This is a genomic window from Aquipuribacter sp. SD81 (assembly GCF_037153975.1).
In the GTDB taxonomy this organism is placed as follows: domain Bacteria; phylum Actinomycetota; class Actinomycetes; order Actinomycetales; family JBBAYJ01; genus Aquipuribacter.
Genome location: NZ_JBBAYJ010000009.1, coordinates 117588 through 143924, shown reverse-complemented (window position 1 = coordinate 143924; position 26337 = coordinate 117588). Strand labels below are relative to the sequence as shown.

13 protein-coding genes are annotated in these 26337 nt (G+C 72.5%); 1 reads left to right on the top strand and 12 read right to left on the bottom strand.

The window, feature by feature from the left end; genetic code table 11:
- Positions 1-335: 335 nt before the first annotated feature.
- From WAA21_RS07490 to WAA21_RS07455, 8 genes are all read right to left on the bottom strand, one after another.
- The gene (locus WAA21_RS07490; RefSeq protein ID WP_336922148.1) at positions 336-2534 is read right to left on the bottom strand and encodes a PQQ-dependent sugar dehydrogenase; all 2199 of its coding nucleotides are present in this window, start codon (positions 2532-2534) and stop codon (positions 336-338) included.
- Positions 2535-2751: 217 nt separating this feature from the next.
- Entirely contained in the window at positions 2752-3759 is a 1008-nt protein-coding gene (locus WAA21_RS07485) for a sugar phosphate isomerase/epimerase family protein (RefSeq protein WP_336922147.1), read from the bottom strand.
- A gap of 70 nt (positions 3760-3829) precedes the next feature.
- On the bottom strand, positions 3830-4633 hold the full coding sequence (locus WAA21_RS07480) for a hypothetical protein (RefSeq protein WP_336922146.1): 804 nt from the start codon (positions 4631-4633) through the stop codon (positions 3830-3832).
- The gene (locus WAA21_RS07475; RefSeq protein ID WP_336922145.1) at positions 4630-10482 is read right to left on the bottom strand and encodes a ThuA domain-containing protein; all 5853 of its coding nucleotides are present in this window, start codon (positions 10480-10482) and stop codon (positions 4630-4632) included. The genes WAA21_RS07480 and WAA21_RS07475 overlap by 4 nt, the downstream gene beginning before the upstream one ends.
- A gap of 226 nt (positions 10483-10708) precedes the next feature.
- Complete coding sequence (locus WAA21_RS07470; RefSeq protein ID WP_336922144.1) at positions 10709-11884, bottom strand: Gfo/Idh/MocA family protein; 1176 nt, start codon at positions 11882-11884, stop codon at positions 10709-10711.
- 102 nt (positions 11885-11986) lie between these two features.
- Positions 11987-13069 carry a substrate-binding domain-containing protein gene (locus tag WAA21_RS07465; protein ID WP_336922143.1) on the bottom strand — a complete coding sequence of 361 codons (1083 nt, stop codon included), beginning with the start codon at positions 13067-13069 and terminating at the stop codon, positions 11987-11989.
- Positions 13070-13190: 121 nt separating this feature from the next.
- Positions 13191-14144: an ABC transporter permease gene (locus WAA21_RS07460; protein WP_336922157.1), complete on the bottom strand. Its 954-nt coding sequence runs from the start codon at positions 14142-14144 to the stop codon at positions 13191-13193.
- A 170-nt stretch (positions 14145-14314) separates the two neighbouring features.
- Positions 14315-15829 (bottom strand): sugar ABC transporter ATP-binding protein, encoded by a 1515-nt coding sequence (locus WAA21_RS07455; RefSeq protein WP_336922142.1) that lies wholly within the window; start codon positions 15827-15829, stop codon positions 14315-14317.
- A 316-nt stretch (positions 15830-16145) separates the two neighbouring features.
- Here WAA21_RS07455 and WAA21_RS07450 point away from each other — a divergent pair, with 316 nt between their 5' ends.
- Complete coding sequence (locus WAA21_RS07450) at positions 16146-17333, top strand: ROK family transcriptional regulator (protein WP_336922141.1); 1188 nt, start codon at positions 16146-16148, stop codon at positions 17331-17333.
- Positions 17334-17530: 197 nt separating this feature from the next.
- Here WAA21_RS07450 and WAA21_RS07445 read toward each other — a convergent pair whose 3' ends face one another.
- From WAA21_RS07445 to WAA21_RS07430, 4 genes are all read right to left on the bottom strand, one after another.
- Positions 17531-18091 (bottom strand): hypothetical protein, encoded by a 561-nt coding sequence (locus tag WAA21_RS07445; protein WP_336922140.1) that lies wholly within the window; start codon positions 18089-18091, stop codon positions 17531-17533.
- A 217-nt stretch (positions 18092-18308) separates the two neighbouring features.
- On the bottom strand, positions 18309-23909 hold the full coding sequence (locus tag WAA21_RS07440; RefSeq protein ID WP_336922139.1) for a ThuA domain-containing protein: 5601 nt from the start codon (positions 23907-23909) through the stop codon (positions 18309-18311).
- Positions 23910-24036: 127 nt separating this feature from the next.
- A complete protein-coding gene (locus WAA21_RS07435; protein WP_336922138.1) occupies positions 24037-24930 on the bottom strand; it encodes a sugar phosphate isomerase/epimerase family protein in 894 nt (297 codons plus the stop codon).
- A gap of 117 nt (positions 24931-25047) precedes the next feature.
- Positions 25048-26319 (bottom strand): substrate-binding domain-containing protein, encoded by a 1272-nt coding sequence (locus tag WAA21_RS07430; protein WP_336922137.1) that lies wholly within the window; start codon positions 26317-26319, stop codon positions 25048-25050.
- Positions 26320-26337 lie beyond the last annotated feature (18 nt).

The window sequence follows — 26337 nt, the reverse complement described above, 5'->3', positions numbered from 1 at the left end:
CGGCGGCGTGCGCGGGGGGCGCGGCGAGCGCCGGGCCGGCGCCGGCGAGGACGGCGGCGCCGCCGGCCAGGGTGGCGACGGTGCCGCGCAGCAGGGCGCGGCGGTCAGGACCGGTGCCCTTCTCGGCGGCCTCGCGCAGCGGGGTGATGGCGTCGAAACCGAAGCACATCTGCGTGCTCCTCTCGTGTGGGTGGGGCCTCTCGATTAGTGCGGTGCGGTGGAGCGGGTGGTGCGGTGGAGCGGGTGGTGCCCGGTCGGGGCCCGGGGGCCGGGCCCCGACCGGTGGTGCGTGGGCCGACGCGTGGTGCGTCAGCCGTGTGCCGTCATCCCGTGGCTCAGGGCTCCGGGATGAGGCGGACCTGCGCGGTGCCGGTCTGCGCCGGGATGCCGTCGGCACCCGGGTCGGTGTAGCTGGCCACGAAGACCGCGCTCAGCTGCTCGGCCGTCGGGTCGTGACCCTGCGGCAGCGACGTGGTGATCGTGCCGGTGCAGCCGCTCGCGGTGGTGACGGGGTGGCCGTGGTCGTTGTGCCCGACGATGTACGTGACCGTGACGTCATCGCAGTTGACGTCCTGGTCGTCGGTCACGGTGACCTCGAACTCGACCGTGTCGCCCCAAGAGAACGCGTCGCCCTCGGTCGGGGTGACGAACTCGACGACCGGCGCCTCGCCGCCCACGGCGACGACGACGTACGTCGAGGCGATGCGGCCCCGGTCGCGCCCGCCGCGGTCGGTGACCGTGAGGTGCGCCCGGTAGCGACCCGTCGACTCGTAGGTCCACGTCGGCGAGATCTCGCGGCTGTCGACGGTGCCGTCGGCGTCGAAGTCCCACTCGTAGCGGAGCTTGTCGCCGTCGGGGTCCACCGTGCCGCTGCCGTCGAACTGCACGGTGAGCGGCGCGTCACCGGTCGTGGTGTCGACCTCGATGGCCGGCTGCGGGCTGTGGTTGCCGTTGACGCCGATGTAGTCGAAGCGGCTGAGCTGGGCGTCGGGGTTCTGGGCGAAGTAGCCGTCGCCGTACTCGAGCACGTAGAGGGCGCCGTCGGGACCGAACTCCATGTCCATCGGGTTGTCGAAGACGAGGCTGGGGAGCACGTCCTGGATCTCGACGACCTCGTCACCGTCCTCCGACAGCGTGAACATCTTCGTGTAGTCGCGGGTCCACTCGTAGAAGAACGGCTTGTCCGCGAAGGCCGCGGGCCACGCCACCGGCGGACGACCGCCGGTCTGCGAGCGGCCCTTGGCACGGTCACCGTGGTACACCGGCCCGGCCATCGGGCCGATGCCGCCGGTCTCGAGCTCGGGGAACTCCTCCGACAGGCTGTAGGTGTACTTCACCTCGACGTCCGCGACGGGCGGGAGCTCGGTGAGGCCGGTGTTGTTCGGGGAGTCGTTGACCGGGTTCGCGCAGTCGAACGCGTCGCCCGAGGTGCGGGTGGCGAAGTCGAAGTCGATGTACGGCGTCTCCGGGTCCACGCAGTACGGCCAGCCGTAGTTGCCCGGCTCCTCGATGGCGAGCCAGCGGCCGTGGCCGGCCGGGCCGCGGTCCGGGTTGGCGCGACGCGCGTCGGGCGAGTAGTCGCCGACGAACAGCTGGCCGGTCTCCCGGTCGAGCTCGATGCGGAACGGGTTGCGCAGGCCCATCACGTAGATCTCGGGCTTCGTGCCCTCGGTCCCGGGCTCGAACAGGTTGCCCTCGGGGATCGTGTACCCGCCGCCCTCGCTCGGCGTGATGCGCAGGACCTTGCCGCGCAGGTCGTTCGTGTTCGCCGACGTGCGCTGGGCGTCGAAGGCCGGGTTGCGGTCCTCCCGCTCGTCGATCGGCACGTAGCCGTTGGACTGGAACGGGTTCGTGTCGTCACCGGTCGACAGGTAGAGGTCGCCCTCGGCGTCGAAGACGATGTCGCCGCCCACGTGGCAGCAGATGCCACGGTCGACCGGCACCTGCAGGATCTCCTGCTCGGTGTCGAGGTCGATCTCGTCGCCTACCATCTGGAAGCGCGACAGCTGCAGGTAGCCCTCGAAGGGCTCGAAGTCCTCCGGGCTGCCCGTCTCCGGCGCGTCGCCCTCGTTGACGGTCGGCGTCGTCGGGTCGTCGACGGGGGTGTCGAGGACCGGCGAGTAGTAGAGGTAGACCCAGCCGTTCTCGGCGAAGTCCGGGTCGATGGCGACGCTCTGCAGGCCCTCCTCGTCGTGGAGGTAGACGTCGAGCTGCGCCGCCGTCGTGGTGAGCCCGGTGTCGGGGTCGTGCAGGCGGACCTCGCCCGCACGCGTGGTGTGGAGGACCCGCGAGTCCGGCAGCACGGCGAGGTCGATCGGCTCGCCGGGCGTCGGGTCGAGGGTCACCTTGTCGAACGCGCTGTCCGGTGGGATGACGTCGGTGCTGCCCTTGTCGGGCTTCTGCGACTTGCCGGGGGCGGCGGTCGCGGTGGTGGTCGCGGCGACCATGCCGGTCGCGGCGAGCCCCAGGACGGCGATACCTGCCGTCGCTGCCCGCCGCGCGCGGCGGACGGAGCCTGGTGTGGTGCGGGACATCTGTGTCCTCCTGGTGCCGGGCGCACCGGTTTCCGCAGTTCACGGGACGCGGGGTCCGCGACCCTCGTATCGTGCGGAGCGGCACGCCTTCCTGTCGGGGCGGTGCTCGGGTCCCGTCACGGCCCCGCCGCTGTCACGGCGGGAGATGCCGTGGCGGGCACCTCGAGCACTGGTTCTCTCCTCCTCTCGGGCTCGCTCGTCCTCGAGCGGGTCTGCGTCAGCCCTCGCTGCTGCTGAAGGCCGAGTCGAAAGCGGCGTCCGGAGCGTCGACCGCGAGGCGCCGGACGAAGCCGATCGCCTCCTCGGCGCCGATGAGCCGGTCCATCCCGGCGTCCTCCCACTCCACGCTGATGGGTCCGGTGTAGCCGATCTGGTTGAGCATCCGGAAGCAGTCCTCCCAAGGTACGTCACCGTGGCCGGTGGAGACGAAGTCCCAGCCGCGGCGGCCGTCCGCCCAGGCCAGGTGGCTGCCGAGGCGCCCGTTGCGGCCGTTGCCGATCCGCATGCGGGTGTCCTTGCAGTCCACGTGGTAGATGCGGTCGCGGAAGTCCCAGAGGAACCCGACGGGGTCCAGCTCCTGCCACACCATGTGGCTGGGGTCCCAGTTGAGGCCGAAGGCCTCGCGGTGCCCGATGGCCTCCAGCGTGCGGACCGTCGTCCAGTAGTCGTAGGCGATCTCGCTGGGGTGCACCTCGTGGGCGAAGCGCACGCCGACCTCGTCGTAGACGTCGAGGATGGGGTTCCAGCGGTTCGCGAAGTCCTCGTAGCCGGCGTCGATGACGTCCTGCCCGACCGGCGGGAACATGGCGACGTACTTCCAGATCGCGCTGCCGGTGAAGCCGATGACGGTGTCGACGCCGAGCTTCGCCGCGAGGCGGGCCGTGTTCTTCATCTCCTCCGCGGCGCGCTCGCGCACGCCCTCGGCGTCACCGTCGCCCCACACGCGCGAGCCGACGATCGCCTGGTGGCGGTGGTCGATCGGGTCGTCGCAGACCGCCTGACCCTTGAGGTGGTTGGAGATCGCGAACAGCTTGAGGTCGTGGCGCTCCAGCAGGTCGAGGCGGCCCTGCACGTACTCGGCGTCGTCCCAGCGCCACGGGTCGAGGTGGTCGCCCCAGCAGGCGAGCTCGAGGCCGTCGTAGCCCCATCCGCTGGCGAGCCGCGCGACCTCCTCCAGCGGCAGGTCGGCCCACTGGCCGGTGAACAGGGTGATCGGGCGGGTCATGTCTCCTCCTGGGTGACGGTGACGTGTGCGGACTTCTCGGACGACGGACTGCGGGTGGGAGCCGGCCCGCTCAGGGCGCGGCCTCCGGGTCGGCGGTGAGCGCCCCGCTGCCGCTGACGGGCGGGAGGTACAGGTGCACGTGGCCACGGTCGCGTGCCACGGAGACGGCGTCGAGCTGGGTCGCGCCGACGGACCAGGTCGCGGCGGCGCCCTGCAGCGACAGCACGGCAGGCCGCATGGCGGCCTCGGCGTCGCCGGCCCCGGTGGCGCCGGCGGCGGCCTGCTGGAAGGCGGTGGTCGCGGCCTCGAGCTGCACGAGCGAGGCGGCGAAGGCGGCGCGGGCGACGTTGACGTCGGTGCCCGCGCTCGGGGGGTCCTCGAGGACCGAGGCCGCCTCGGTGGCGACCGCGTGCCACGCGGCGGCGTCCTCGGCGGAGGGGACGGGGGCGCCGGGCTCGGCGTGGACCGCCGCGGCCTCGACGACGGGGGTGAGCTCCGGCAGCAGGCCCTGCACGTCGGCGACGAGCCGGTCGTAGGCCTCGGCGTCGCGCTCCTCGGCCTCGGCGCGCAGCTCGGCGACGCGCTCGGCGAGCGGGTCGTCCGCGGCGGCGCTCGGGGCCCCCTCGGGCGAGGCGCCGGAGCCACCGGGGAGCGGCGCGGCACCGCCGAGTCCGACCCCGACGAGGAGACCGACGAGGGCGGCCGTCAGCGGCACGACGAGCCGGGCCCGGGCCGGGCGGGGGCTGGCAGCCCCCGCCCGGACCGGGCTCGAGGTGGCGTCACCGCCCCCCCGGCCCGGGGCGGTGCCCCGGGCCGGGGAGCGGGTGCCGGGCGGCCGGCCGGAACCCGGCCGCCCGGCGGTTCGCGTGCTCACCGGCCGCCGTTCCCCTTACCGGGGGCGGACCCGCCGGGGACGCTGCCGGTGGGCAGCGACTCCGACAGCCAGGTGAGCTGCTCGACGAGGATGCCGCGGGCGTCCTCGTCGGAGACACCGCGCTCGGCGGTGCGGACGAGCGTGGCGAGCTGCTGCTGGGCCGGACGCGTCTTGCCGTCGGCGGCGAGCTTCTCGATGCGCTCGAGGGACCGGACCATCTGGTCACCCGTCCGGGACGGCACGGAGCCGGCCTCGACGAGGTACCCGACGATCGTCTCGACGTCGTCGAAGGTGACCTCGACCGTGAAGGTCACCGTCACCTCGGTCGCGGAGCCCGCGACGTCCGTGGCGGTGCCGACGAGCACGTGCTCGCCGGGCTCCAGCAGCCAGAGCTCGACCGGCCCGTCGACGGGCTCGCCGTCGAGGGTCAGCCCGCTGTCGGCGACACCGCTGGTGGCGTCGTCGGCGACGAGCTCGAGCTCGAGGACCTCCGAGGACCCGTAGGTGGCGCCGTCCTCGACACCGTCGACCGAGACCTCGGGGGCCGTCGTGTCGATGTTGAAGGGGACGACCACGGGGGCCGAGGTGTTGCCGGCGGCGTCGGTCGCGCGGACGTGGAGCGCCCACTCGCCGTCGTCGTCGATCGTGACGGGCTCCGTGTAGGTGCTCGTCGCGTCCTCGTCCCACGTACCGGCCTGCGCCGCCGGGACCACCTGGTACTCGATGGTCTCCACGCCGCTGCCCTCGCCGTCGTCGGCGGTGACCGTCACGGTGATCGCGCTGGTGTACCAGCCGTTGTCACCGTTGGGCTCCGCCGGGTCGAGGGTCACGTCGACGCTGGGCGCCTCGGTGTCCTCGGCCTCGGGCTCGTCGAACAGCATCGTGATCGAACCGATCTCCGACACGTTGCCGCTGGCGTCGCTCGCCCGGTACTCGAAGGTGTGCTCGCCGTAGCCGACGACCTCCGGGTCGACGGTGACCGGGGCCGTGTACTCGGTCCAGTCACCACCGTCGAGGCGGTACTCGGTGTAGACGACGCCACCGGTGGCCTGCGAGTCGTCCGTGGCGGTCAGGGTGACCGTCACGGGACCCGTGTAGCCCTCGGCCGGCTGCTCCGCGGGCTCGACGGTCGCCGAGACCTCCGGAGCGGTCGTGTCCTCGTCCGGCTCCTCCTCGCCCAGCAGGCGGAAGTAGTCGAACGTGACCGGGACCCGAGCCGCCTGGTTGGTGCCGATCGTGAACACGCCGACCTTGAGGTCGTCGGAGTTCGCGATCGCGGCGTTCGGCACGCCGGTGGTGCCGCCGACGGCGACCCACGTGGTGCCGTCGAGCGAGTACTCACCGGTGAAGGTGGACCCGGTCTTGGTCAGCCGCAGCCAGACCTCGCCGCGGGCGACCGCGCCGGAGCTGGGCTGCGGGTTCTGGATGGCGCCCGCGATCTCCGAGCGGAGCTCGACGCTCGAGGCGACGTTGGCCGCACCGAGGGCGCTGGTCACGAGGTGGTCGAACTTGACGTAGTTGTCGTCGTCGACCCACGCGATCAGACCGCCCTGCTGGTACTGCTGCACCAGCGCGGTGGTGTCGACCTTGGTCTCCACCGTCCAGTCACCCTCGGGCGCGTCCTGGAGGACGAAGTTGCTCACCGTCTCCGGGTTGCCGTTGGTGTAGATGTCACCGTTCGGCGTGAGGATGCGGAGCACCCCGTCCGACACCGTGAGCGCCGACGGCTCGGGCCGCACGACCTGCCAGCGGCAGGTGTCCAGCTCGGACCCGTCGAACTCGTCGCTGACGCTGACGGGGCCGGCGGAGTCGTCGGGCGTGATGGTGAAGGAGTCGAACGCCGCGTCGACGACCGGCTCCTGGCCGCCACCGGTGAGGGACAGCAGGCCGATGCGCGGGTTGGTGATCCCGCTCAGCGACACCGTCTGGCCCATGTCGGTGAAGGTCTCGCCGTCCGAGGAGTAGGACGCGGTGACGTCCGTCCCGTTCGTCGAGGTGAGGCGCACCCAGTACGTGTCCGGGTAGGCCGTGCCGAGGTTGGCCGTGTTCCACTCCTGCGCGACACCGTCGGTCTCACGCAGCAGCTGGAAGACGCGGCCTGCGGCGTCGGGCGACGCGGTGCGGCCCTGGATGACCATCTTGACGTAGTTGTCGTCCGTGCCGTAGAGGACGAGACCGGCCTGCTGGTACTGCTCACGGGCCGCCATGGTGACCTTGGTGGTCGCCTGGAAGGCACCCGGCTCGAGCGGCTGCAGGACGATGTTCGTCGTCGTGTTGGTGTTCTGGTAGATGTCCGTCGCCGAGGTCGGGATGACGATCGCCCCGTCCTCGAACCGGATGTTGCCGTCGGGTCGCACGACCTCCCAGCGGTCGGTGTCGAGGCTGTCGCCCTCGAAGTCGTCCGACTTCGCGCCGAAGCACGGCGTGAGCGGCTCGGACTCGACCTCGATCTCGACCGTCCGGACGCGGAACGCGCCCTGGCTGTCGGTCGCGCGGAACGTCGCCGTGTAGGTGCCCGGCTCCGTGTAGACCGCGTCGGTCGTGAGGCCCTCGCGCGGCTGGTCGCCGGCGATGCCGGTCGTCCAGACGCCCGTGACGTCGTCGCCGTCGAGGTCGGAGACCTCCGCGGCGAGGGTGACGGCGAGCGGCGCCTGGCCGGAGCTGGGCGTCGCCGTGACGGACTCGAGCGTGGGGGCGCTGTTGAGGCTGACGCCCTTGCCCTCGAACTCGAACCAGTTGACGTTCATGAGGCTGCCGTCGCCGCCGTCGCGCGACTTGAACACGACGAACAGCTCACCGGTCTCGGTCGGGAGGTCCGCGAGGTCGGTGGAGAAGTCCTCGTAGTCCTGCCAGTCACCGGTGCCGGCGACGTCGACGGTGCCGAGGAGCTCACCGTCGGGCGCGTTCCAGCGGAGCTCGACGAGGCCGCCGTCACCCGGGCTGGCCGCCCGGACCGTGACGCCGTCGATGCCGGTGAAGTTGACCGGCGAGTAGGAGACGTAGTCCCCGTCCTCGATGAAGCCGAGGTTCTCGAAGCCCCCGGCGTCGTCGGAGGTGGCCTCCGTCGTCACGCCCGCGTCGCCGCCGCCGGTGGCGTCGTCGGTGCGGCCCGTGGACTCGAAGTACTCGGCCTGCTTCGTCTTCGGCTGCAGCGTGATGATGTCGGACCCGGTCAGCGCGGGAGCACCGTTGGCGCCGCCCTCGTCGGTGTAGTCCGCCTCGACGATGACGAAGATGTCGGCCTCGGGGCCGTGGCTGTCGTCGATGGTCGCGACGAAGGAGCCCTCGCAACCGGTCGACTGCTCGCCCGGGTGACCGTGGTCGTTGTGCCCGAGCGCCGGCTTCACGAGGACGCCGGGGCAGGTGTCGACGCCGGCGGCGTCGTCCTCCGGGTCGGTGACCTCGACGGAGTAGGCGACGGTGTCACCGAACTCCGTGAAGCCGCCGGCCGGCGGGCCGGTGATCTCGACCGTCGGCCGCGTGTTGCCGGCCGCGATGTTGACCGTGGCCGTGGAGACGCGGCCGCCCTCGGTGGTCACCGTGAGCAGCGCCTGGTAGGCACCCGCGGTCTCGTACGTGAAGGACGGGTTCGGGTCGGTGGAGTCCACCGTGCCGTCGCCGTCGAGGTCCCACGCGAAGGTGAGCGCGCCGCCGTTGGGGTCGCGCGTGCCCTCGGAGGAGAACTGCACCTCCAGCGGCACGGGACCGCTGGTGACGTCCGCGCTCACCTGCACGATCGCGGCGCGGGCGCCGGAGGTGTAGTCGATGCGGTAGACGCCGGAGTCGGCGTTGTTGCCGCCGAAGCCCGAGCCCCAGTCGAGGATGTAGAGGGCGCCGTCCGGGCCCCACTCCCAGGCCATCGGCTTGATGATCGTGCCGCGGGGCAGGAACTCTGTGACCTTCACCGGGGACAGCCGGTCCTCCGCCAGGAGGATGTTGTACAGCTGGCCGGTGTTCCACTCACCGAAGAGGGCCTTGTCGGAGAAGTACTCCGGCCACTTGCGGTCGGACTCCAGGTCGGGGTCGTACACGTACGCGGGACCCGCCATGGGCGCGCCGCCCGTGCCGATGCCCGGGTAGGCCGACGTGGACTGACGGCCGTACCAGATCTGCGGCTCGATGACGGGCGGCAGCTCGGTGAGACCGGTGTTGTTCGGGCTGTCGTTGACCGGGCTGTCGCAGTCGTACAGGCCGCTGCCCGTGTTGGTCGCGAAGTTCCAGTCGATGTAGGCCGCGGTGCCGTGGCAGTACGGCCAGCCGTAGTTGCCCGGCTCCACGAGGATCGACCACTCGACGCGGCCGTCGGGCCCGCGTGCGGCGCTGCCGGCGCCGGCGTCCGGGCCGTAGTCGCCGACCATGAGCTTGTCGGTGAGCGGGTCGATGCCGATGCGGAACGGGTTGCGGAAGCCCATGCCGTAGATCTCCGGCCGGGTCAGGTCGGTCCCGGGCTCGAACAGGTTGCCGTCCGGGATCGTGTACGTGCCGTCGTCCTGCGGCGTGATGCGCAGGATCTTGCCGCTCAGGCTGTTGGTGTTGCCCGAGGTCCGCTGGGCGTCGTAGGCCGCACGGCCCGCGCGCTCGTCGGTCGGGGTGTAGCCCTGCGACTCGAACGGGTTCGTGTTGTCACCCGTGGCGATGTAGAGGTTGCCCTGGGTGTCGAACTCGAGGGCACCACCGGCGTGGCAGCACTGCGCGCGCTGCACGGGCACCTGGAGGATGACCTCCTCGCTGGCCGGGTCGATGCTCGTCTCGCCCATGGTGAAGCGGGAGACGAGGTCGGCCGGGGACGTGCTCGGGCCGGGGCTGTAGTAGAGGTAGACCCAGCCGTTCTCGGCGAAGTCGGGGTCGAGCACGATGCCGACGAGCCCGAACTCCTGCACGGTCGTCACGTCCAGGTTGAGGACGGTCCGGACCTGGCCGTTGGTCTCGATGACCTGCACGCGCCCGTCACGCTCGATGTAGAAGACGCGGCCGTCGTCGGCGACGTCGATCTCCATCGGGTTCTGCGTGTTCTCGTCCAGCGCGACACGCTCGAAGCTGCCGTCGAGGGTGGCGGTGCAGTCCGCCGAGACGACGCCCGCGGAGGTCTCGATGCCGCCGAGCACGTGCTGGAGGAACTCGGCCTCGACGTAGCTCTCCTCGGTGTGGCCGAGGGCGGTGTACCAGGCGCGGCCGGCCTCGACCTCCTGGCACCAGGCGATCGGGTGGTCGGCACCCATGCGGTTGCTCGTGCCCGGGTTGTAGCTCGTCTCGTCGAGCGTGGCGAGCACGTGCACGTCGTCGCGCGGGTTGGTCTGGAAGCTGTACCACTCGTCGAAGCGCGACCACTCGGTCGGCAGGAAGTCCGTCGACGGGTGCGCCGGGTCTTCCACGACGACGGTCGCCGTCTGGTTCGCCGGGTGCCCGAGGAAGTACGCGCCGACGAGGTCGCCGTAGAACTCCCAGCCGTACTCGGTGTCGGAGGCGGAGTGGATGCCGGCGAAGCCGCCGCCGCCCTCGATGTACGCCTCGAACGCGGCCTCCTGGCTCGCGTTGAGCACGTCACCGGTCGTGGAGAGGAAGACGACGGTCTCGAACGGCGCGAGACCCGCCTCGGAGAAGACGGCCGCGTCCTCGGTGGCGGTGACGCTGAAGTCGTTCTCCTCACCGAGGAGCTCGATGGCGGCGATGCCCTCCTCGATGCTGCCGTGGCGGAAGCCGGCGGTCTTGGAGAAGACGAGGACGTCGAAGCGTCCTTCGCCGACCGGGGGCGGGGCCAGGGCAGAGACCTCGGCCGAGGCCGCGGCCACCTCGGCGCCCGAGGCCTCGGCGCTGCTGTCGTCGGTGGCGGCCATGGCAGGGGCAGCCACGAGCAGACCGGCCGGGAGGGCCAGTCCGACGAGCCCGGCGAGGGCGGCGCGGGTCGGTCCGCGTCGCCTCCCCGGGTGTGTATCCAGGCTGTGACGTGCAATCCTCATCGATCGTCCGTTCTGTGTCCTGAGGGGCTGGGTTGGCGTTGCTGATCTCTCTCGGGTCGTAGGGACGGATGTGGTGACCCGGACCGCCCGCCGATGCCCCGGCGGGCGGCCCGGGGGCCTAGACCGCCTGCCAGGCGGAGGACGCGGCCGAGCTGCGCTCGACCGCGTCGAGGACGCGCTGCACCTGCAGGCCGTCGGCGAACGACGGCTCCGGCTGACGGTCCTCGGCGAGGGCACCCACGAGGTCGACGACCTGGTGCACGAAGCCGTGCTCGTACCCCAGGCCGTGGCCCGCCGGCCACCAGGCGCCCACGTACGGGTGCTGGGGCTCGGTCACGTAGATGCGCCGGAAGCCCGCGACGAGCGGGTCCTCCGTGGCGTCGTAGTAGTGCAGGACGTTCATGTCCTCGAAGTCGAAGGCCAGCGACCCCTTCGAGCCGTTGACCTCCAGGCGGATGGCGTTCTTGCGACCCCACGCGAAGCGCGTGGCCTCGAAGACCGCGACCGCGCCGCCCTCGAGCCGGGCGGTGAAGAGCGCGGCGTCGTCGACCGTCACCCGGCCCATGCCCTCGCCGGCCTCGCCGCGCAGGCTGCCGGACGACCCGGGGAGCGGACGCTCCTCGACGAACGTCTCGAGCAGCCCGCTCACGCCGCTCACCTTCGAGCCGGTGACGAACTGCGCCATGTCGACGACGTGGGCGCCGATGTCGCCCAGCGCGCCGGAGCCGGCCTTGTCCTTCTCGAGGCGCCACGACATCGGGGCCTGCTCGTCGGCGATCCAGTCCTGCAGGTACTGGGCGCGGACGTGGCGGACCGTGCCGATCCGGCCCTCGGCCACGAGCTGCCGGGCGAGCGCGACGGCGGGCACGCGGCGGTAGGTGAAGCCGACCATGGCGCGGACGCCGTTGGCAGCGGCCTTGTCGGCCGCGGCCGCCATGCGCTCGGCCTCCTCGACCGTGTTCGCGAGCGGCTTCTCGCACAGCACGTGCTTGCCGGCCTCGAGGGCCGCCACGGCGATGTCGGCGTGCGTGTCACCGGGGGTGCAGATGTCGATGAGCTGGACGTCGTCGCGCACGAGGAGCTTGCGCCAGTCGGTCTCGGTCTCCTCCCAGCCCAGTGTGCGGGCCGCCTGCTCGACGGCCTCGGCGCGCCGGCCGGCGACCACGCGCATGCGCGGGCGGCGCGGCAGGTCGAAGAAGCGCGGCGCCACGGACCAGGCCTGCGAGTGCGCGGCGCCCATGAACGAGTGGCCGACCATGGCGACACCGAGCTCGGGTGCGTGGTCAGGACCCATCGGTCCTCCCTTCCTGGGGCGGCGCCGTCCCGGGACGCCACCCTGCCGGGCGGTGACGCGGACCCCCGCAGGGGTCCGCGCCACCACGTGGTCGTCGGTCGGTCAGGACTCGAACGCGCTGTCGATGTACTGGTCGACGTTGTCCGCCGTCACGACGGGCGCGTACAGCTGCACCTCGCGCGGGACGGTGTTCGAGACGAGGTCGCCCAGGTCCTTGTTCTGCTCGACGAGGCGAGCGAGCGAGATGCCGTCCGCGGCCTGGGTCGAGGGGTAGATGACCGTGGCCTGGAGGACGGAGTCGCCCTCCTGGATCTCGCGCATGACGTTCGCGGAGCCCGCGCCGCCGACCATGATGAACTCGTCGCGGCCGGCCTGGTCGATGGCGGCGAGCACGCCGACACCCTGGTCGTCGTCGTGGTTCCAGATGGCGTCGATCTGCGGCGCCGCCTGCAGCAGGCTGGCCGCGGCCTCCTGGCCGCCCTGGACGGTGAAGTCCGCGGCGACGCGGTTGTCGACGTCGAGGCCGCAGTCGCTGAGCGCGTCCGCGAAGCCCTGGCTGCGGTCCTGGGTGAGGGGCAGCGAGTCGATGCCGGCGATCTCGGCGACGACGGCGTCGGGGTTGTCGCCGACCTGCTCGCAGATGTACGTGCCGGCGCTGACGCCCATGCCGTAGTTGTCGCCGAGCACGGTCGTGCGGGCGGCGAACGGGCTGGAGAACTCGCGGTCGACGTTGACGACGGTGATGCCGGCCTCCATGGCCTGCGTCGCGACCTCGGTGAGGGCCGCGCCGTCGAACGGCAGCAGGACGATGGCGTCCACGCCGTCGTTGATGAACGTCTCGATCTGGCTGATCTGGACGTTGACGTCGTTGGTGCCCTCGGCGACGACGAGCTCGACGTCCTCGTACTCGGCAGCGCGCTCCTCGGCGGCCCGCGTGATGGCGGCCATCCAGCCGTGGTCGGCGGCGGGCGCCGAGAAGCCGATGGTGACGGTCTCGCCGGTCTCGTCGTTGGCGCCACCGCCGGCGGCCTCGCCCTCCGCGGGGGCCGCGCCACCGGACTCGGCGGGGGCGGCCTCCTCCTCGGCCGGGGCCTCGTTGGAGGTGCAGGCGCCGAGCCCGAGCGCGAGGACCGCGATCGAGCTGACCGCGAGCGCGGAGCGGCGGAAACGGATGGTGCGGGTCATGGGTGTCTCCTCTTCGAGATGGTCTGGCAGGGGTTGGTGCGGTGGTGCTGCGTGGCACCGCGCACCGTGGACCCGGGGACAGCCGGGCACGGGCGCGGGGAGCTGCGGGGTCGGGCCCCGCTCACCCTGAGCGGGCGCCGGACGGGCGACCGGCGGCGAAGCGCTGCTGGAGCAGGACGGCGACCACGATGATCGCGCCCTTGGCGATCGACTGGGACGAGATCGACAGGTTGTTCTGGATGAAGATGTTCGTCAGCGAGGCGAAGATCAGGACGCCGAGGACGGTGCCGACGATCGTGCCGCGGCCACCGGCCAGCAGCGTCCCGCCGACGACGACCGCGGCGATCGCGTCCAGCTCGTAGAGCTGGCCGTTCGTCGACGACCCGGCCGTGGTGCGGGCGAGCATCATGACCCCGGCGATGCCGGCGCACAGGCCGGACAGCGCGTACAGGTACATGGTGTGCCGGTTCACCTTGATGCCGGCGAGACGTGCGGCCTCCGGGTTGCCGCCGACCGCCACGGTCCGCCGCCCGAAGGTGGTCCGGTTGAGCAGGACCCACCCGGCGACGGCGACGAGCGCGAAGAGCCACACGAGGACCGGGATGCCGAGGAAGTCGCCGCGGAAGAAGTCGAGGAAGTCGTTGTTGTTGACGATCTGCGTGCGGCGCTGGGCGATGATCTCCGCGAGGCCGCGGGCGGCCACGAGCATGGCGAGCGTCGCGATGAAGGCGACGACCTTCCCGTAGGCGATGAGCACGCCGTTGACGAGACCGGCCACGGTGCCGACGGCCAGCGCCGTGAAGACCATGACGATCCAGTGCGTGTCGGCCGCGAGCGTCTGCGTCGCCAGGGTCGTCGCCCACACCGACGCGAGCCCGAGGACCGACCCGACCGACAGGTCGATGCCGCCACCGGTGATGACGAACGTGACGCCGATGCTCACGACGCCGATGACCGCGGCCAGGCGCAGGATCGTGAGGATGTTGTCGATGCTCGCGAACTGGGTCCCGGCCGTCACGACGCCCGCCACCACGATGAGCAGCAGGACGACGACGAGGCCGAGGTTGCGGGTCACGCCGGTGCCGCCGAGGAAGCCGAAGAGGTTGCGGCGACCACCCTCGTCGGAGGTGTCCGTGCTGTTGCCGCTGCCGGCGTCGGCGGAGCCGTCGCGCTGCAGCGGGGCGGGGTGGTCCGGGTCCGGTGGGACCGACCCCGCTGTCTCCAGCGTCTGGGGGGTCTTCTCGCTCACGCGGCTGTTCCTTCCATGACGAGGGCGAGCACACCGTGCTCGTCGATCTGGTCGGCCGGTCCCTCGTGCAGGACCTTGCCGTCGTCCACGACGAGGACCCGGTGGGAGAGACCGAGCACCTCCTCGATCTCGCTCGACACCACGACCACCGCGTTGCCGGCCTCGGCGAGGCGGGCCACGAGGGCGTAGATCTCCGCGCGGGCGCCGACGTCGACGCCGCGGGTGGGCTCGTCGAGCAGGAGCACGCGGCACCCGTGCACGAGCCAGCGCGCGAGCATCGCCTTCTGCTGGTTGCCGCCCGAGAGGGTCCGGATCGGACGGTCGGGGTCGCGGGGGCGCAGGTCGAGGGCCTCGATCTGCTCGACCGCGACGCGCCGCTCGGCGCGCTCGTCGAGCATCGAGGCCTTGGCCTGGCGGGCGAAGGTCGACAGCGTGATGTTGCGGTAGACGGGCTCGTCGAGCAGCAGGCCCATGCTCTTGCGCTCCTCGGGGGCGAGACCGACCCCGGCCTTGACGGCCGAGTCCACCGAGCCGCGCCGCATCTGCTTGTCCCCGACGTGCACCGTGCCGGCGGTCGCGCGGCGCGCGCCGTAGACGGTCTCGAGGATCTCCGAGCGGCCGGAGCCGACGAGCCCGGCGAGGCCGACGACCTCGCCCGCGCGCACCGTGAACGACACGTCGGAGAACTCCCCGCGCAGGCCGAGGCCCTCGACGCGGAGCAGCTCGGGGGCGTCGTCGGGGATGCGCGGGCGGGGCGGGAAGACCTGCTCGACGTTGCGGCCCGTCATGAGCTTGATGAGCTCCGGCGTGGGGGTGTCGGCGACCTCGAGGTTCGACGCCACCGAGCTGCCGTCCTTGAGGACGGTGATCCGGTCGCCGATCTCGCGGATCTCCTCCAGGCGGTGGGAGATGTAGAGGACGGCCACCCCGTCGGCGGTGAGCTCGCGAACGACGCGGAAGAGGTTCTCCACCTCCTCGGAGTCCAGCACCGCGGACGGCTCGTCCATGATGATGAGCCGCGCGTGGTGGCTGAGGGCCCGGGCCATGCTCACGACCTGCTTGCCCGCGGCCGACAGCGTGCCGACCTCGCGGCTCGGCGAGATCTCGCTGTGCCCGAGCCGCGCGAGGGTCTCCGCGGTGCGCTTGTTGGCCTCGCGGCGGCGGGTGACGCCGCCCGCGGACAGCTCGTGCCCGAGGTAGACGTTCTCGGCGACGGTGAGGCCGTCGACGACGTCGAGCTCCTGGTACATGGTGGCGATGCCGGCCCCGAGGGCGGCGACGGGGGACGTGATCTCGAACGGCTTCCCCTGCCACTCGATCGTCCCCTCGGTGGGGGCGTGCGCTCCGGCGAGCACCTTGATCAAGGTGGACTTGCCGGCACCGTTCTGCCCCAGAAGACAGTGCACTTCGCCGGCCCGTACCTCGAGGTCGACGCCGTCGAGGGCCCGTACGCCGGGGAACGTCTTCACGATCCCCTGCATCCGCAGGACCACCTCGGGCGCCCCGGGCATAGGGCGGCCTCGCTCGCTCGTCACAGTGTGTGTCGACCTCCTCGTCGAGGGACTGGGCCGCGGTCGGTGCGACGGCGGCGAACTTATGTGACCCGTTCACGGTCGGGCAATAGTTCGTCGGTGGACCAGACGAACCCGTTACCTGATCGTTACAAGGGTGCGGATCGGATCCGCGGCCGCCGGCTTCGACGACCCACGGCGAGGACCAACGTCAGCCGGTGCCCCGCTTTCGCCTAACCGTAGACAGAAGTCCGCGCGTGTCAAGCATCTGTTTCGTCGCAGACAACGGCCAAGGGGTATGGGTATTGTCGTAGCGATGGCCACGACGTTGACGGAGACGTTCACACAGCCGGGTTCCGCGGGAGCGGTCCTCGCCGTGCTGCGTGACGGCCGCGCCCGCACCCGCTCGGAGCTCGCGACGCTGACCGGGCTGTCCCGGGCGACGGTCCGCCAGCGCATCGACACGCTGCTCGCCCGGCAGCTCGTGACCCCCGCCGGCGACGCCGCCTCCACGGGCGGGCGCCCGCCCAGCCAGTTCGCCTTCAACCCCTCGGCCGGGCTCGTGCTCGGAGCCGACATCGGCGCGACGCACGCCCTGCTCGCGGTCACCGACCTCGCCGGCCAGGTGCTCGCGGAGGAGCAGCGCACGCACGACATCGCCGACGGCCCGGAGGCCGTGCTGTCGTGGGTGGTCGACAGCGGTCGCCGCCTCGCCGACTCCGTCTCCGCCGAGGCGAACCTGCTCGGCGTCGGCATGGGCCTGCCCGGCCCGATAGAGCACAGCACCGGACGGCCGATCTCGCCGCCGATCATGCCGGGCTGGGACGGCTACGACGTGATCGGCCACCTCACCGACGGCCTGGCCCCGGTGGCCGTCGTCGACAACGACGTCAACGTCATGGCCCTCGGCGAGCACTTCACGGCGTGGTCCGACGTCGACCACCTCGTCTACGTCAAGGTCGGCACCGGTATCGGCTCCGGGATCATCTCCGACGGCGAGCTGCGCCGCGGCGCGCAGGGCGCGGCCGGCGACCTCGGTCACGTCGCGGTCCCCCACGCCGTTGACGCCCTGTGCCGCTGCGGCAACACCGGCTGCCTCGAGGCGGTCGCCGGCGGCGGCGCGGTCGTGGCCCGGCTGCGCGACAAGGGCATCGACGCCCACACGAGCACCGACCTGGTCGCCCTGTCCAAGGGCGGCTCGGTCGAGGTCGTGCACGTGCTGCGCGAGGCCGGCCGCGACATCGGCGAGGTCCTCGCGACCGTCGTGTCGATGCTCAACCCGTCGGTCATCGTGCTCGGCGGCGCCCTCGCGGCGGCCGGCGAGCACCTGCTGGCCGGGGTCCGCGAGGTCGTGTACCGCCGCTCGCTGCCGCTGGCCACGCAGCACCTGCGGATCGTGCCGAGCGCGGCCGGACGCCACGCGGGCGTCATCGGCGCGGCCGTCATGGTCATCGAGCGGGTCCTCGCGCCCGACGCGGTCGACCGCCCGCTCGTCCTGGACTGAGGCTCACCGCCGCGCAGGTCTGCGTTCCTGTCGACGCACGCCACGTACGTCTGCGTTCCTGTCGACGCACGCCACGTACGACGACGTTCCTGTCGACACACGGCGCGTAAGTCGACATTCCTGCCGACGCACGCCACGTACGTCTGCGTTCCTGTCGACGCACGGCGCGTAGGTCGACGTTCCTGTCGACCGACGGGTCAGTGGTCGACGCCGACGCCCGGGGCGAGGGTGAGGTGCACGTGACCGAGCCCGGCGTCCACGTTCGCGACGTCGACGAGCGTCGCCGCCGTCACCCACGAGCGCAGCGCCTGGTCACCGAGGTCGGCGGCGTGCGCGCCGAGGCGGACGGCGAGCGCGTCCTCGGGTGCATCAGCAGCCAGGGCGTGCGCCTCCAACGACGACCCCGTGAGCGCGACGGTCGAGCGCAGCGCGGAGCGGGCCGCGTTCGCCGCGGTCGAGCCGCCGGGCTCGGCGGCGAGCCGGTCCTGCAGCGCCGCCACGTCCGCGGTCCACGTCGCGACGTCGGCCGCGGCCGGTGACGGTCCGGCGAGCGACTCGGCCATGGGCGACAGCACGTCGACGACGTCCTGCGCGGTGGCGGTGACGGCCGCGGCGTCCTCGACCGTGCGCGCCTCCTCGGCGGCGACGAGGTCGGCGGTGCGGGCGTCGACACCGTCGCGGCGGTCGAGCAGCACACCGCCGACCGCGGCCGCCGCCACGACGAGCGTGACGGCGACCGCGATCAGCGGCCGGGGCACGCGGTGGCCCGCGGCCCCGTCGGAGGGCGGGCGCCGGCCGGCACCGGCGGCCCTCCCGCCGGGCCCGCGCGCCACCCCGCCGCTCCCGCCGCGGGGGCGGGTGCTCGGTCGGGGCTGCTGGCGCGTGGGCACGTCCGGTGTCCTCTCGTGAGGTGGTGGGCGGAGCGGTGCCGCCCGCCCGGGGCGCGTGCCCCGGGCGGGCGGCGGCTGTGCGGCGTCAGCCGCAGGAGCGGGCCGCGTACTCCACGGCGCCCTCGGCCGCGAGGTCGCCGGCGCTCGCGCGCATGCTCACCTCGCCGGCGTCGACCGACCGCTGCCGCGTCGAGAACGCGAGCGACGTCGCGCCGCCCGCCTCCACCGTCGCGGTCCGCGTCCCGTACGGCGACGTGACCTCGACCGTGACCGGGGCGTCGTGCTCGGAGGCGACCCGCGCCACGAGCACCACGCGACCGGCCACGCACCGGGTCTCCGCCGTCATGGTGACGGCGAGCTCCGGCTCGGGGTCCTCGGCGCCGAAGCGCACCCAGTCGAACTGGATGTCGGTCGCCTTGGACTGCTCCGGGCCGATCGCCCACACGCCGACCCGGTCCAGCGGACCGGGGTGCGTGACGGGCTCGCCGACCTGGGTCCACGTCACGCCGCCGTCGGACACCCACCCGGTGTAGGTGTCGCCGACCTTGGCCAGACGCAGGTACCAGTAGCCGGACTCCGAGGTGTCGGCGATGTCGAGCACCCGGTTGCCGCCGCCGCCGAAGTCGGCGTCGACCTCCGAGACGAGCTCCGCCCCCAGGTTGACGGCCGACCCCTGCGGGTTGCGGGCGCCGACGTTGAGCTTGACGTAGTCGTCGTCGCCGCCGTACGCGAGCAGGCCCGCCAGCTTCCACTGGTGGTCGAGCTCGCCCCGGAGCCGGGTCTCGACGACCCAGTCGCCCTCGGGTGCGCTCTGGAGGACCAGGTTGCGCGGGTCGAGGTTGTCGGTGCCGTGGATGTCACCGGGCTGGGTGGTGATGGTGAGGTGGCCGTCGGCCACCGTCACCTCGGACGCGTCGGGGCGCACGACCGCGTCCCACCGGCAGGTGTCGAGCGAGGTGCCGTCGAACTCGTCGGACGGGTCGACCTCGGGGGCCGGACCGTCCTCGCCGACGAGACCCGCCCGCTCGACGTGGGCGACGACGCCGGGCGTGCCGGTGTCGCCGGCGGCCACGACGCCGATGGTCGCGCCCGTCTTCAGCGGCGCGCGGCCCGCGAGCGCGGTCCACGTGCTGCCGTCGACGGACCACGCGGCGGTGAGCCCGCTGCCGTCGCTGACGAGCCGCAGGTGCAGCGAGTCCGGCGAGCCGGGCACGGTCACGTTGTTCGCGTGCCACTGCCGCGACCCGGCGGTCTCGGTCTGGAACTCCAGGAACGGAGCCCCCGACGTGCCCTGCGTCCACGCGACCTTGACGTACTCGTCGTCGGAGGCGTGGAGCATGAGGCCGGCGTGCTGCCAGCTGCGGGTGTGGTCGAGCGCGACCTCCGTCTCGAAGGTCCACTCCCCCGCCGGGGCCGGGGTGGCCACGTAGGAGATCGGACCGGTCGAGCCCTCGTTGATGTCGCCGCCGGTGACCGGCAGGTGCAGCCGGCCGTCGGAGACGGTGACGGGCGAGCCGGCCGCGGCGCGCACGGTGCTCCAGCGCGCCTCGTCGAGGCTCGTGCCCTCGAACTCGTCGAGGCCACCCGTCGGGCAGGCCGGGAACTCCTCGAGCTCCGGCTCCTCCGGCCCCTCGGGCAGGCCCTCGACGACCGTGAAGTCCTCGAAGACCGCCGTGGAGCGCGCGGTGGTGGAGTGCGCCGTCACCGCCAGGCCGATGTCCTGCACCGACGCGGCGCCGGTGATGGTCACCGGGTCACCGACGGGGGTGAAGGTCTCACCGTCGGCGCTGGTCCACGCCTGGTACGACGAGCCGTCGCGGGTGACCCGCAGCCAGCTCGGGTACCGGGACGTCGGCCCGTTGGTGGAGGCGTCGAGCTGGCCGTTGCCGTCGGTGTCGCGCAGCCACTCGTAGGCGTTGCCGTTGCGGGCGGCGAGGTAGACGTAGCCACCCGAGGCGCCCGCGCGGGTCATGTCGTTGCGGACCATGATCCCGGCCTTGGCCGAGGTGTTCGCCACCTGCTGGCTGAGGATCCGCACGGTCGCGGTCCACTGCTCGCCCTGCGCGGCACCGGGCTGGTAGACCGCGCTGTACTCGTCGGTGCCCTGCCACGTGTTGGCGCCACCGGAGGTGATGCCCCACGTGCTGGTGTCGGGACGGTCGAAGGTCCCGGCCGCCGACGGGTGGCTGTAGGTCAGCCACCCGGCGTAGAGGTCGCCGACGTCGAACTGGACCGGGCGCGACGTCGTGGTGACGCCGTCGCCGTTGGTCGCGACCGCCTCGACGGTGTAGCGACCGGTGTCCGCCGGGGTCCAGGTGACCTCGTACGGGGCGGTGTCGTCGGAGCCGACGGACTCGCCGTCGACGAGGAACTCGACCGCCGTGATGCCGTTGTCGGCGTCGGAGGCGTCGGCGGCCAGCGTGACCGGCCCGACCTCCTCCACGACCGAGTACGGCTCGGGCGAGGTGACGGTGACGACCGGGCGGGTCGTGCCCGACACCCCCTGGCCGACGGCCTCGACGAAGTTGACCCGGCGGGTCCCCTCACCGGGGAGCACGACGAACAGCTCGAAGGACTCCCCCGGGTCGGTGACGTCGACCGTCACGTCGCTGTAGCGGGTCAGTCCGAGCGCCGGCACCTCCGCGCTGCCCACGAGCTCGCCGTCCGGCGCACCCGCCCGCAGCTCCACGGTGCCGGCCTGCGAGGCCGCCGCGCGCACGGTGAGCGCGTCGACGCCGGTGAGGTTGACCGTGTCGTAGGAGAACCACGCGCCGCCGGAGCCGTCGAGCGACTGGCCGTGGCCGGCCACGTCGCGGGACTCGGTGACGGTGATGCCGGAGTCGGCGGAGCGGAACTCCGCCTCGCGCAGGCGCGGGAACACCCGGACGGTGTCGCTGCCGGTCAGCGCCTGCTGCCCGCCGCCCCCGGCGTCGGTGTAGCGGGCGTCGATGACGTAGAAGATGTTCTCGTCCGGCGCGTGGCCGCCGAGCGAGGTCTCCACCGAGCCCGTCAGGCCACGGGACTCCGTGGTCGGGTGGGCGTGGTAGTCGTGCCCCAGCGCCGGCGTGACGATGACGTCGGCCGGGTCGACCTCGTCCTCGGCGTCGGTGACGGACACCTGCCACTCCAGGGTGGCGCCGAAGTCGAAGAACGCGCCGTCCGGCGGGCCCTCGATCTGCACGTCCGGCTGGGTGTTGCCGACCGTGATGGGCGTGGTGACCGTGCCGGTCTTGCCCGCCGGGTCGGTCACCGTCAGGCGCGCGTCGTAGCGCCCGTTCTCGGTGTAGGTGTGCGTCGCCTCGACGCCGGTGGCGTCGGTGGTGCCGTCACCGTCGAAGTCCCACGCGTAGGTGAGCGCCTCCTCCTCCGGGTCGGTGCTCCCGGCACCGGAGAACGTGACGGCCAGCGGCGCCTGGCCCGACGTCGGCTCGACGGCCATGCGGGCCACCGGCGACCGGGACCCGGAGATGTAGTCGATGCGGTGCAGGCCCGAGCTGGGGTTGTCACGGCCGTAGCCGCCGCCCCAGTCGAGCACGTACATCGACCCGTCGGGGCCGAACAGCGAGTCGATCGGGGCGAGGAACTGCGTCTGCGGCAGGAAGGGGTTGACCTTCTCCACCGCCTCACCCGGCACGAACTCCTCCGTCGTCGCCTCGTCGGCGAGCACGAACGAGAACATGTCGTTGCGCGCCCAGTCGTAGAAGAACGGCTTGCCGTCGAAGTGCTCCGGGAACTTGGTGTCGGACTCGAGCGCCTCGTCGTAGCGGTAGACCGGGCCGCCCATGGGGGCGAGGCCGCCGCCCTGGTTGAGCCCGGAGCCCTGGTCGGAGGCGCGCCGGTAGCCGTAGTACACGTCGGCCGGGCGGGCCGGCGGCAGCTGCTCGAGCCCCGTGTTGTGGATGGAGTCGTTGACGGGCGCGTCGCAGTCGAAGTAGTCCCCGACCGTCACGGGGCTCGTCAGGTAGTCGACGTCGCGGAACGGCTCGTTGTCGCCCATGCACAGCGGCCAGCCGTAGTTGCCGGGCTCGCGGATCCAGTTCCACTCCGCGATGCCGGCCGGCCCGCGGGTGGCCGGCGCGTCGTTGCTGTTGTCCGGGGAGTAGTCGGCCATGCCGACGTCACCGGTGACCGGGTCGACGTAGAAGCGGAACGGGTTGCGGAAGCCCATCGCGTAGATCTCGGGGCGGATGAGGTCCGCGTCCTTGTCCGCCGCCCACTCGGTGTCGACGAGGTTGCCCTCGGGGATCGTGTAGGTGCCGTCGGGCTCCGGGTGGATGCGCAGCAGCTTGCCGCGCAGGTCGTTGGTGTTGGCGCTGGTGGCGCGCGCGTCCCACAGCATCGTCGAGGACTCGTGCAGCGGCGCGTAGCCGCCCGAGGGCTCCGAGTGGGGGTTCACGTCGTCGCCGACGCCCAGGTACAGGTCGCCGTCGGGGCCGAAACGCAGCCCGCCACCGGTGTGGCCGGGCTCGTCGGGCAGCCGGCTCGCCGGCACCTCGAGCACGACGACCTCGCTGGCCGGGTCGATGGTCCCCGACTCGTCGTCCATCGTGAAGCGCGAGATGCGGCTGAAGAAGTTGTCCGGGTCCGCGTTGTCGGCCGCGTCCGGGGCGTAGTAGACGAACACGTGCCCGTTGGTGTCGAAGTCCGGGTCGAGGGCGATGCCGAGCAGGCCGTCCTCGCCGCCGGAGTACACGTCGAGCTGCACGGCCGTCGTCGTGGTCTGCGTCGCCGGGTCGTACACGCGGATCTGGCCGCGCACGAGCTCGGTGAAGAACACCCGCCCGTCGGAGGCGACGTCGATGGCGAACGGCGCGGACGTGTTGGAGTCGAGCGTCACGCGCTCGTACTCGCTCCAGTCGGTGCCGCCGCAGTCGCCCTCGGCCAGGCCGGCGGCCCACTCGACGCCGCCCACGATGTGCTGCACGAGGGCGGGCTCGTCGGTGTAGTGCGCGCCGAAGTGGCCCATGCCGGTCATCCAGGCGCGGCCGCCGTCGTAGGGCCGGCACCAGGAGATCGGGTGGTCGTAGCCCATGGCGTTGGAGCCGGCGTCGTACGTCGACTCGTCCATGGTGGCGAGCACGTGCGCCTCACCGCGCACGTTGGCCGAGTAATTGTACCACTCGTCCGCGCGCTCCCAGCGCTGCGGCAGGTGCTCGGTCGAGGGGTGGACCTGGTCCTCCACGACCACAGTGCCGGGCAGGCCGGGGCTGGTGCCGGTGGCGGCGTGACCGGGCATGAGCGCCCCGATCATGTCGTCCCACCAGTCGTAGCTGCCGCGCATGTCGGTGGCGTTGTGGATGGCGACGATGCCGCCGCCGGCCTGCTGGTAGCGCTCCAGCGCGGCCTTCTCCTCGGCGCTCCACGGGTCGCCGGAGGTCTGGAACATGACGAGGGCGTCGTAGGCGGCGAGGTCCTCGTCGTTGAAGACGGTGGAGTCCTCGGTGTGGTCCGAGGCGATGCCGGCCTCGGCGAAGGCGTCCTGCAGCACCGGGGTGCCCTGGGTGATCGCCTCGGTGTGCCGGAACTGGGTGGTCTTGGTGAAGATGAGGACGCGGGCCTCGTCCGCCTCCTCCACGGCCTGGGCCGCCACGGGGGCGGCCGCCACCGTGGTGGCGGCGAGCAGGGCGGCCAGCCCTGTCGCGACCAGGCCCACCGGCCTGGTCCATCGGGTACGTGGCACGTGCATGCGCTGAGCTCCTTGTGTGCGTCGTCGCGGTATCGGGAGCCCGTCGACCTGGCGCGTGCCGGCGCACCGGTGGCCGCGGGGACTTCGTCGTCCGTTGCGGGGCGCGGGCCTGCCGCGCGGCGTGGTGCTAGGCGCCGACCTCCTTCAGGTGGGCGAGCCCGTCGACGGCGAGCGCGTCCTGGCTCGCGGCCAGCGGCCGCCAGATGGACGCCGCGCGCGCGATCGTCGCGTTGTCGGGCGTGAAGGACTCGATGCAGACCGCGCCGGCGTAGCCGACGGCGTCGAGCGCGGCGACGAGACCCGGCCAGTCGGCGTGGTCGTCGCCCGGGGTGCCCCGGTGCGTCCCGGAGGCCTGCACGTGCGCGATGCGGTCCCCGGCGGCCCGGACGGCCGCGACGGGGTCCCGCTCCTCGATGTTGAGGTGGTAGGTGTCGAGCAGCAGCCCCACGGCGTCGGCGACCTCGGCCGGGAGGTGGTCGAGCGCCTCCAGCGCCTGCTCGACGGTATTGAGGAACGACGTCTCGTAGCGGTTGAGCGGCTCCACCGCGATGCGCACGCCCGCGGCGCGGGCGTGCTCGGCGACGGGCACGAGCGCCTCGGCCCAGCGCGCGTACGCCGCGGTGCGCGCGGCGCCCTCCAGCGCCCACGTCCGCCCGACCGAGGCGTAGGCGGGGCCGCCGATGACGTCGGCGCCCACCGCGTGGGCGGCGTCGACGACCGCGCGCAGGTAGTCCTGGGTGCGGCGGACGACGTCGTCGGGCGCGTCGACGAGCTCGCGACCCTCCCCCGTCACGAGGCAGACGGTCGCGCCGAGGCCGCAGTCGTCGAGGACCCGGCGCGCGGCGGCGGGGTCCCAGTCGCCGACGCCCTCGACGGGCATCTCCAGCACGTCGAAGCCCCACCCGGCCACGCGCGGGGCGAGCCGGGCGACGTCGGGGTCGGTGAGCGGCGAGCACCACAGCCACGTCGAGACCCCGAGCGGGCGTCGCGACGCGGTCGGAGCCGAGCCGGCGGTCGTCATCGATCCTCCTGTGTGCCGTGCCGTTCACCGACGGTCACGGATAGCGCTCACATCCTGGCCCGAGAGACCCGGTGCCGACCAGCCCCTGCGGACGGTCGGCACCGGGCGTCCGGTCGGTCAGCGGTCCTGCCACGCCTCGGGGTAGCCGGGCAGGTCCTCGCCGCCGAACTTCGCGTAGTGCAGGCTCGGCATCTCGGCGTTGGCCTCGAGGAACTCCTGCAGCGTGTCCTGCGTGACGGGCTCCTGCGGGAGGATCCACTCCGCGGGGACCTGCTCGCCGGCGAAGATGTCGACGGCCGCCTCGATCGGGGTGCGCCACTGGAAGTTCGAGTACACCGGCGCGATCGCGGTCATGCCGGTCTCGTCCCACTTGCGCAGGAAGCTCATCTCGTCCTCGCCGACCATGACGGGGTACTCGGCGCCCGCGTCCTCGAAGGCCTCGACGGCCGCGACGGCGCCGTCACCGGCGTCCATCCAGATGCCGTCCACGTCCCCGCGCTGGATGTACTGGGTGACGAGGTCCTTGATCTGCGCGGCGTCGCCGCCGGTGAACTCGTCGCCGAGCACCTCCAGCTCGGAGCCGGCGAAGATCTCCTGCGCGGCGGCCCAGCGGTTCTCGAGCACGTCGACGCCGGGCAGGATGCGCAGCGCGAGCACGGTGCTGCCGGGCTCGAGGTTGTCGACGAGGAACTCCGCGCCGTCGGCGCCGTAGGCGTAGCCGCCGATCGGGTGGATGAACGTCGTCATGCAGTCGGTGTTGACGCCGCGGTCGAACACGATGACCGGCACGCCGCTCGCGCACGCCGCCTCGACGGCCGGGGTGAGGGTGGCGGTGGTCGAGGGGGAGATGATGATCGCGCCGCAGTCGCCGGCGTCGATGAACGACTGGATGTCGGAGATCTGCTTGTTGTCGTCGTCGGCGGCGTCGGCCACGCGGAACTCGCCGATGAGGCCCTGCTCCTGGTAGACGGCCACCTGCTCCTGCATCGTGATGAAGCCGGTGACGCGCCACGGGTTCGACACCGAGGCGTTGGAGAAGCAGAGGTCCTGCGGGCCCTCGGCGGCGTACTCGGCGGTGTCGACGTACTCGGGCTCGATGGCCTGCAGCCACGGGGTGGCCGGGTCGCCCTCGGGCTCCACGTCGCGCTGGGCGAGCTGGTTCTCGTAGTTCTCGCGGACGAAGAACTCGCCCTCCGACGGGCCGCCGGAGCCGGCGTCGGTGCCCTCGTCGGTCTCGGTGCCGGCGTCGGCGCCGGTCTCGCCCGCCCCGGCGGACGCGTCCACCGGCGCGGGGGCCGCGGCGTCCTCCCCTGGGGTGTCGGTCGAGCAGCCCGCGAGGGCGAGGGTCGCCACGGCGAGCGTGGCGACCGCGGTCTTGGTGAGCGGCATCGTTGGGCCCTCCATCAG

Bases quoted from the DNA above. Each gene is read 5' to 3' on its own strand.
- WAA21_RS07440 (WP_336922139.1), bottom strand. From the start codon at position 23,909: ATGCACGTGCCACGTACCCGATGGACCAGGCCGGTGGGCCTGGTCGCG.
- WAA21_RS07435 (WP_336922138.1), bottom strand. From the start codon at position 24,930: ATGACGACCGCCGGCTCGGCTCCGACCGCGTCGCGACGCCCGCTCGGG.
- WAA21_RS07485 (WP_336922147.1), bottom strand. From the start codon at position 3,759: ATGACCCGCCCGATCACCCTGTTCACCGGCCAGTGGGCCGACCTGCCG.
- WAA21_RS07430 (WP_336922137.1), bottom strand. From the start codon at position 26,319: ATGCCGCTCACCAAGACCGCGGTCGCCACGCTCGCCGTGGCGACCCTC.
- WAA21_RS07465 (WP_336922143.1), bottom strand. From the start codon at position 13,069: ATGACCCGCACCATCCGTTTCCGCCGCTCCGCGCTCGCGGTCAGCTCG.
- WAA21_RS07450 (WP_336922141.1), top strand. From the start codon at position 16,146: ATGGCCACGACGTTGACGGAGACGTTCACACAGCCGGGTTCCGCGGGA.
- WAA21_RS07490 (WP_336922148.1), bottom strand. From the start codon at position 2,534: ATGTCCCGCACCACACCAGGCTCCGTCCGCCGCGCGCGGCGGGCAGCG.
- WAA21_RS07470 (WP_336922144.1), bottom strand. From the start codon at position 11,884: ATGGGTCCTGACCACGCACCCGAGCTCGGTGTCGCCATGGTCGGCCAC.
- WAA21_RS07455 (WP_336922142.1), bottom strand. From the start codon at position 15,829: ATGCCCGGGGCGCCCGAGGTGGTCCTGCGGATGCAGGGGATCGTGAAG.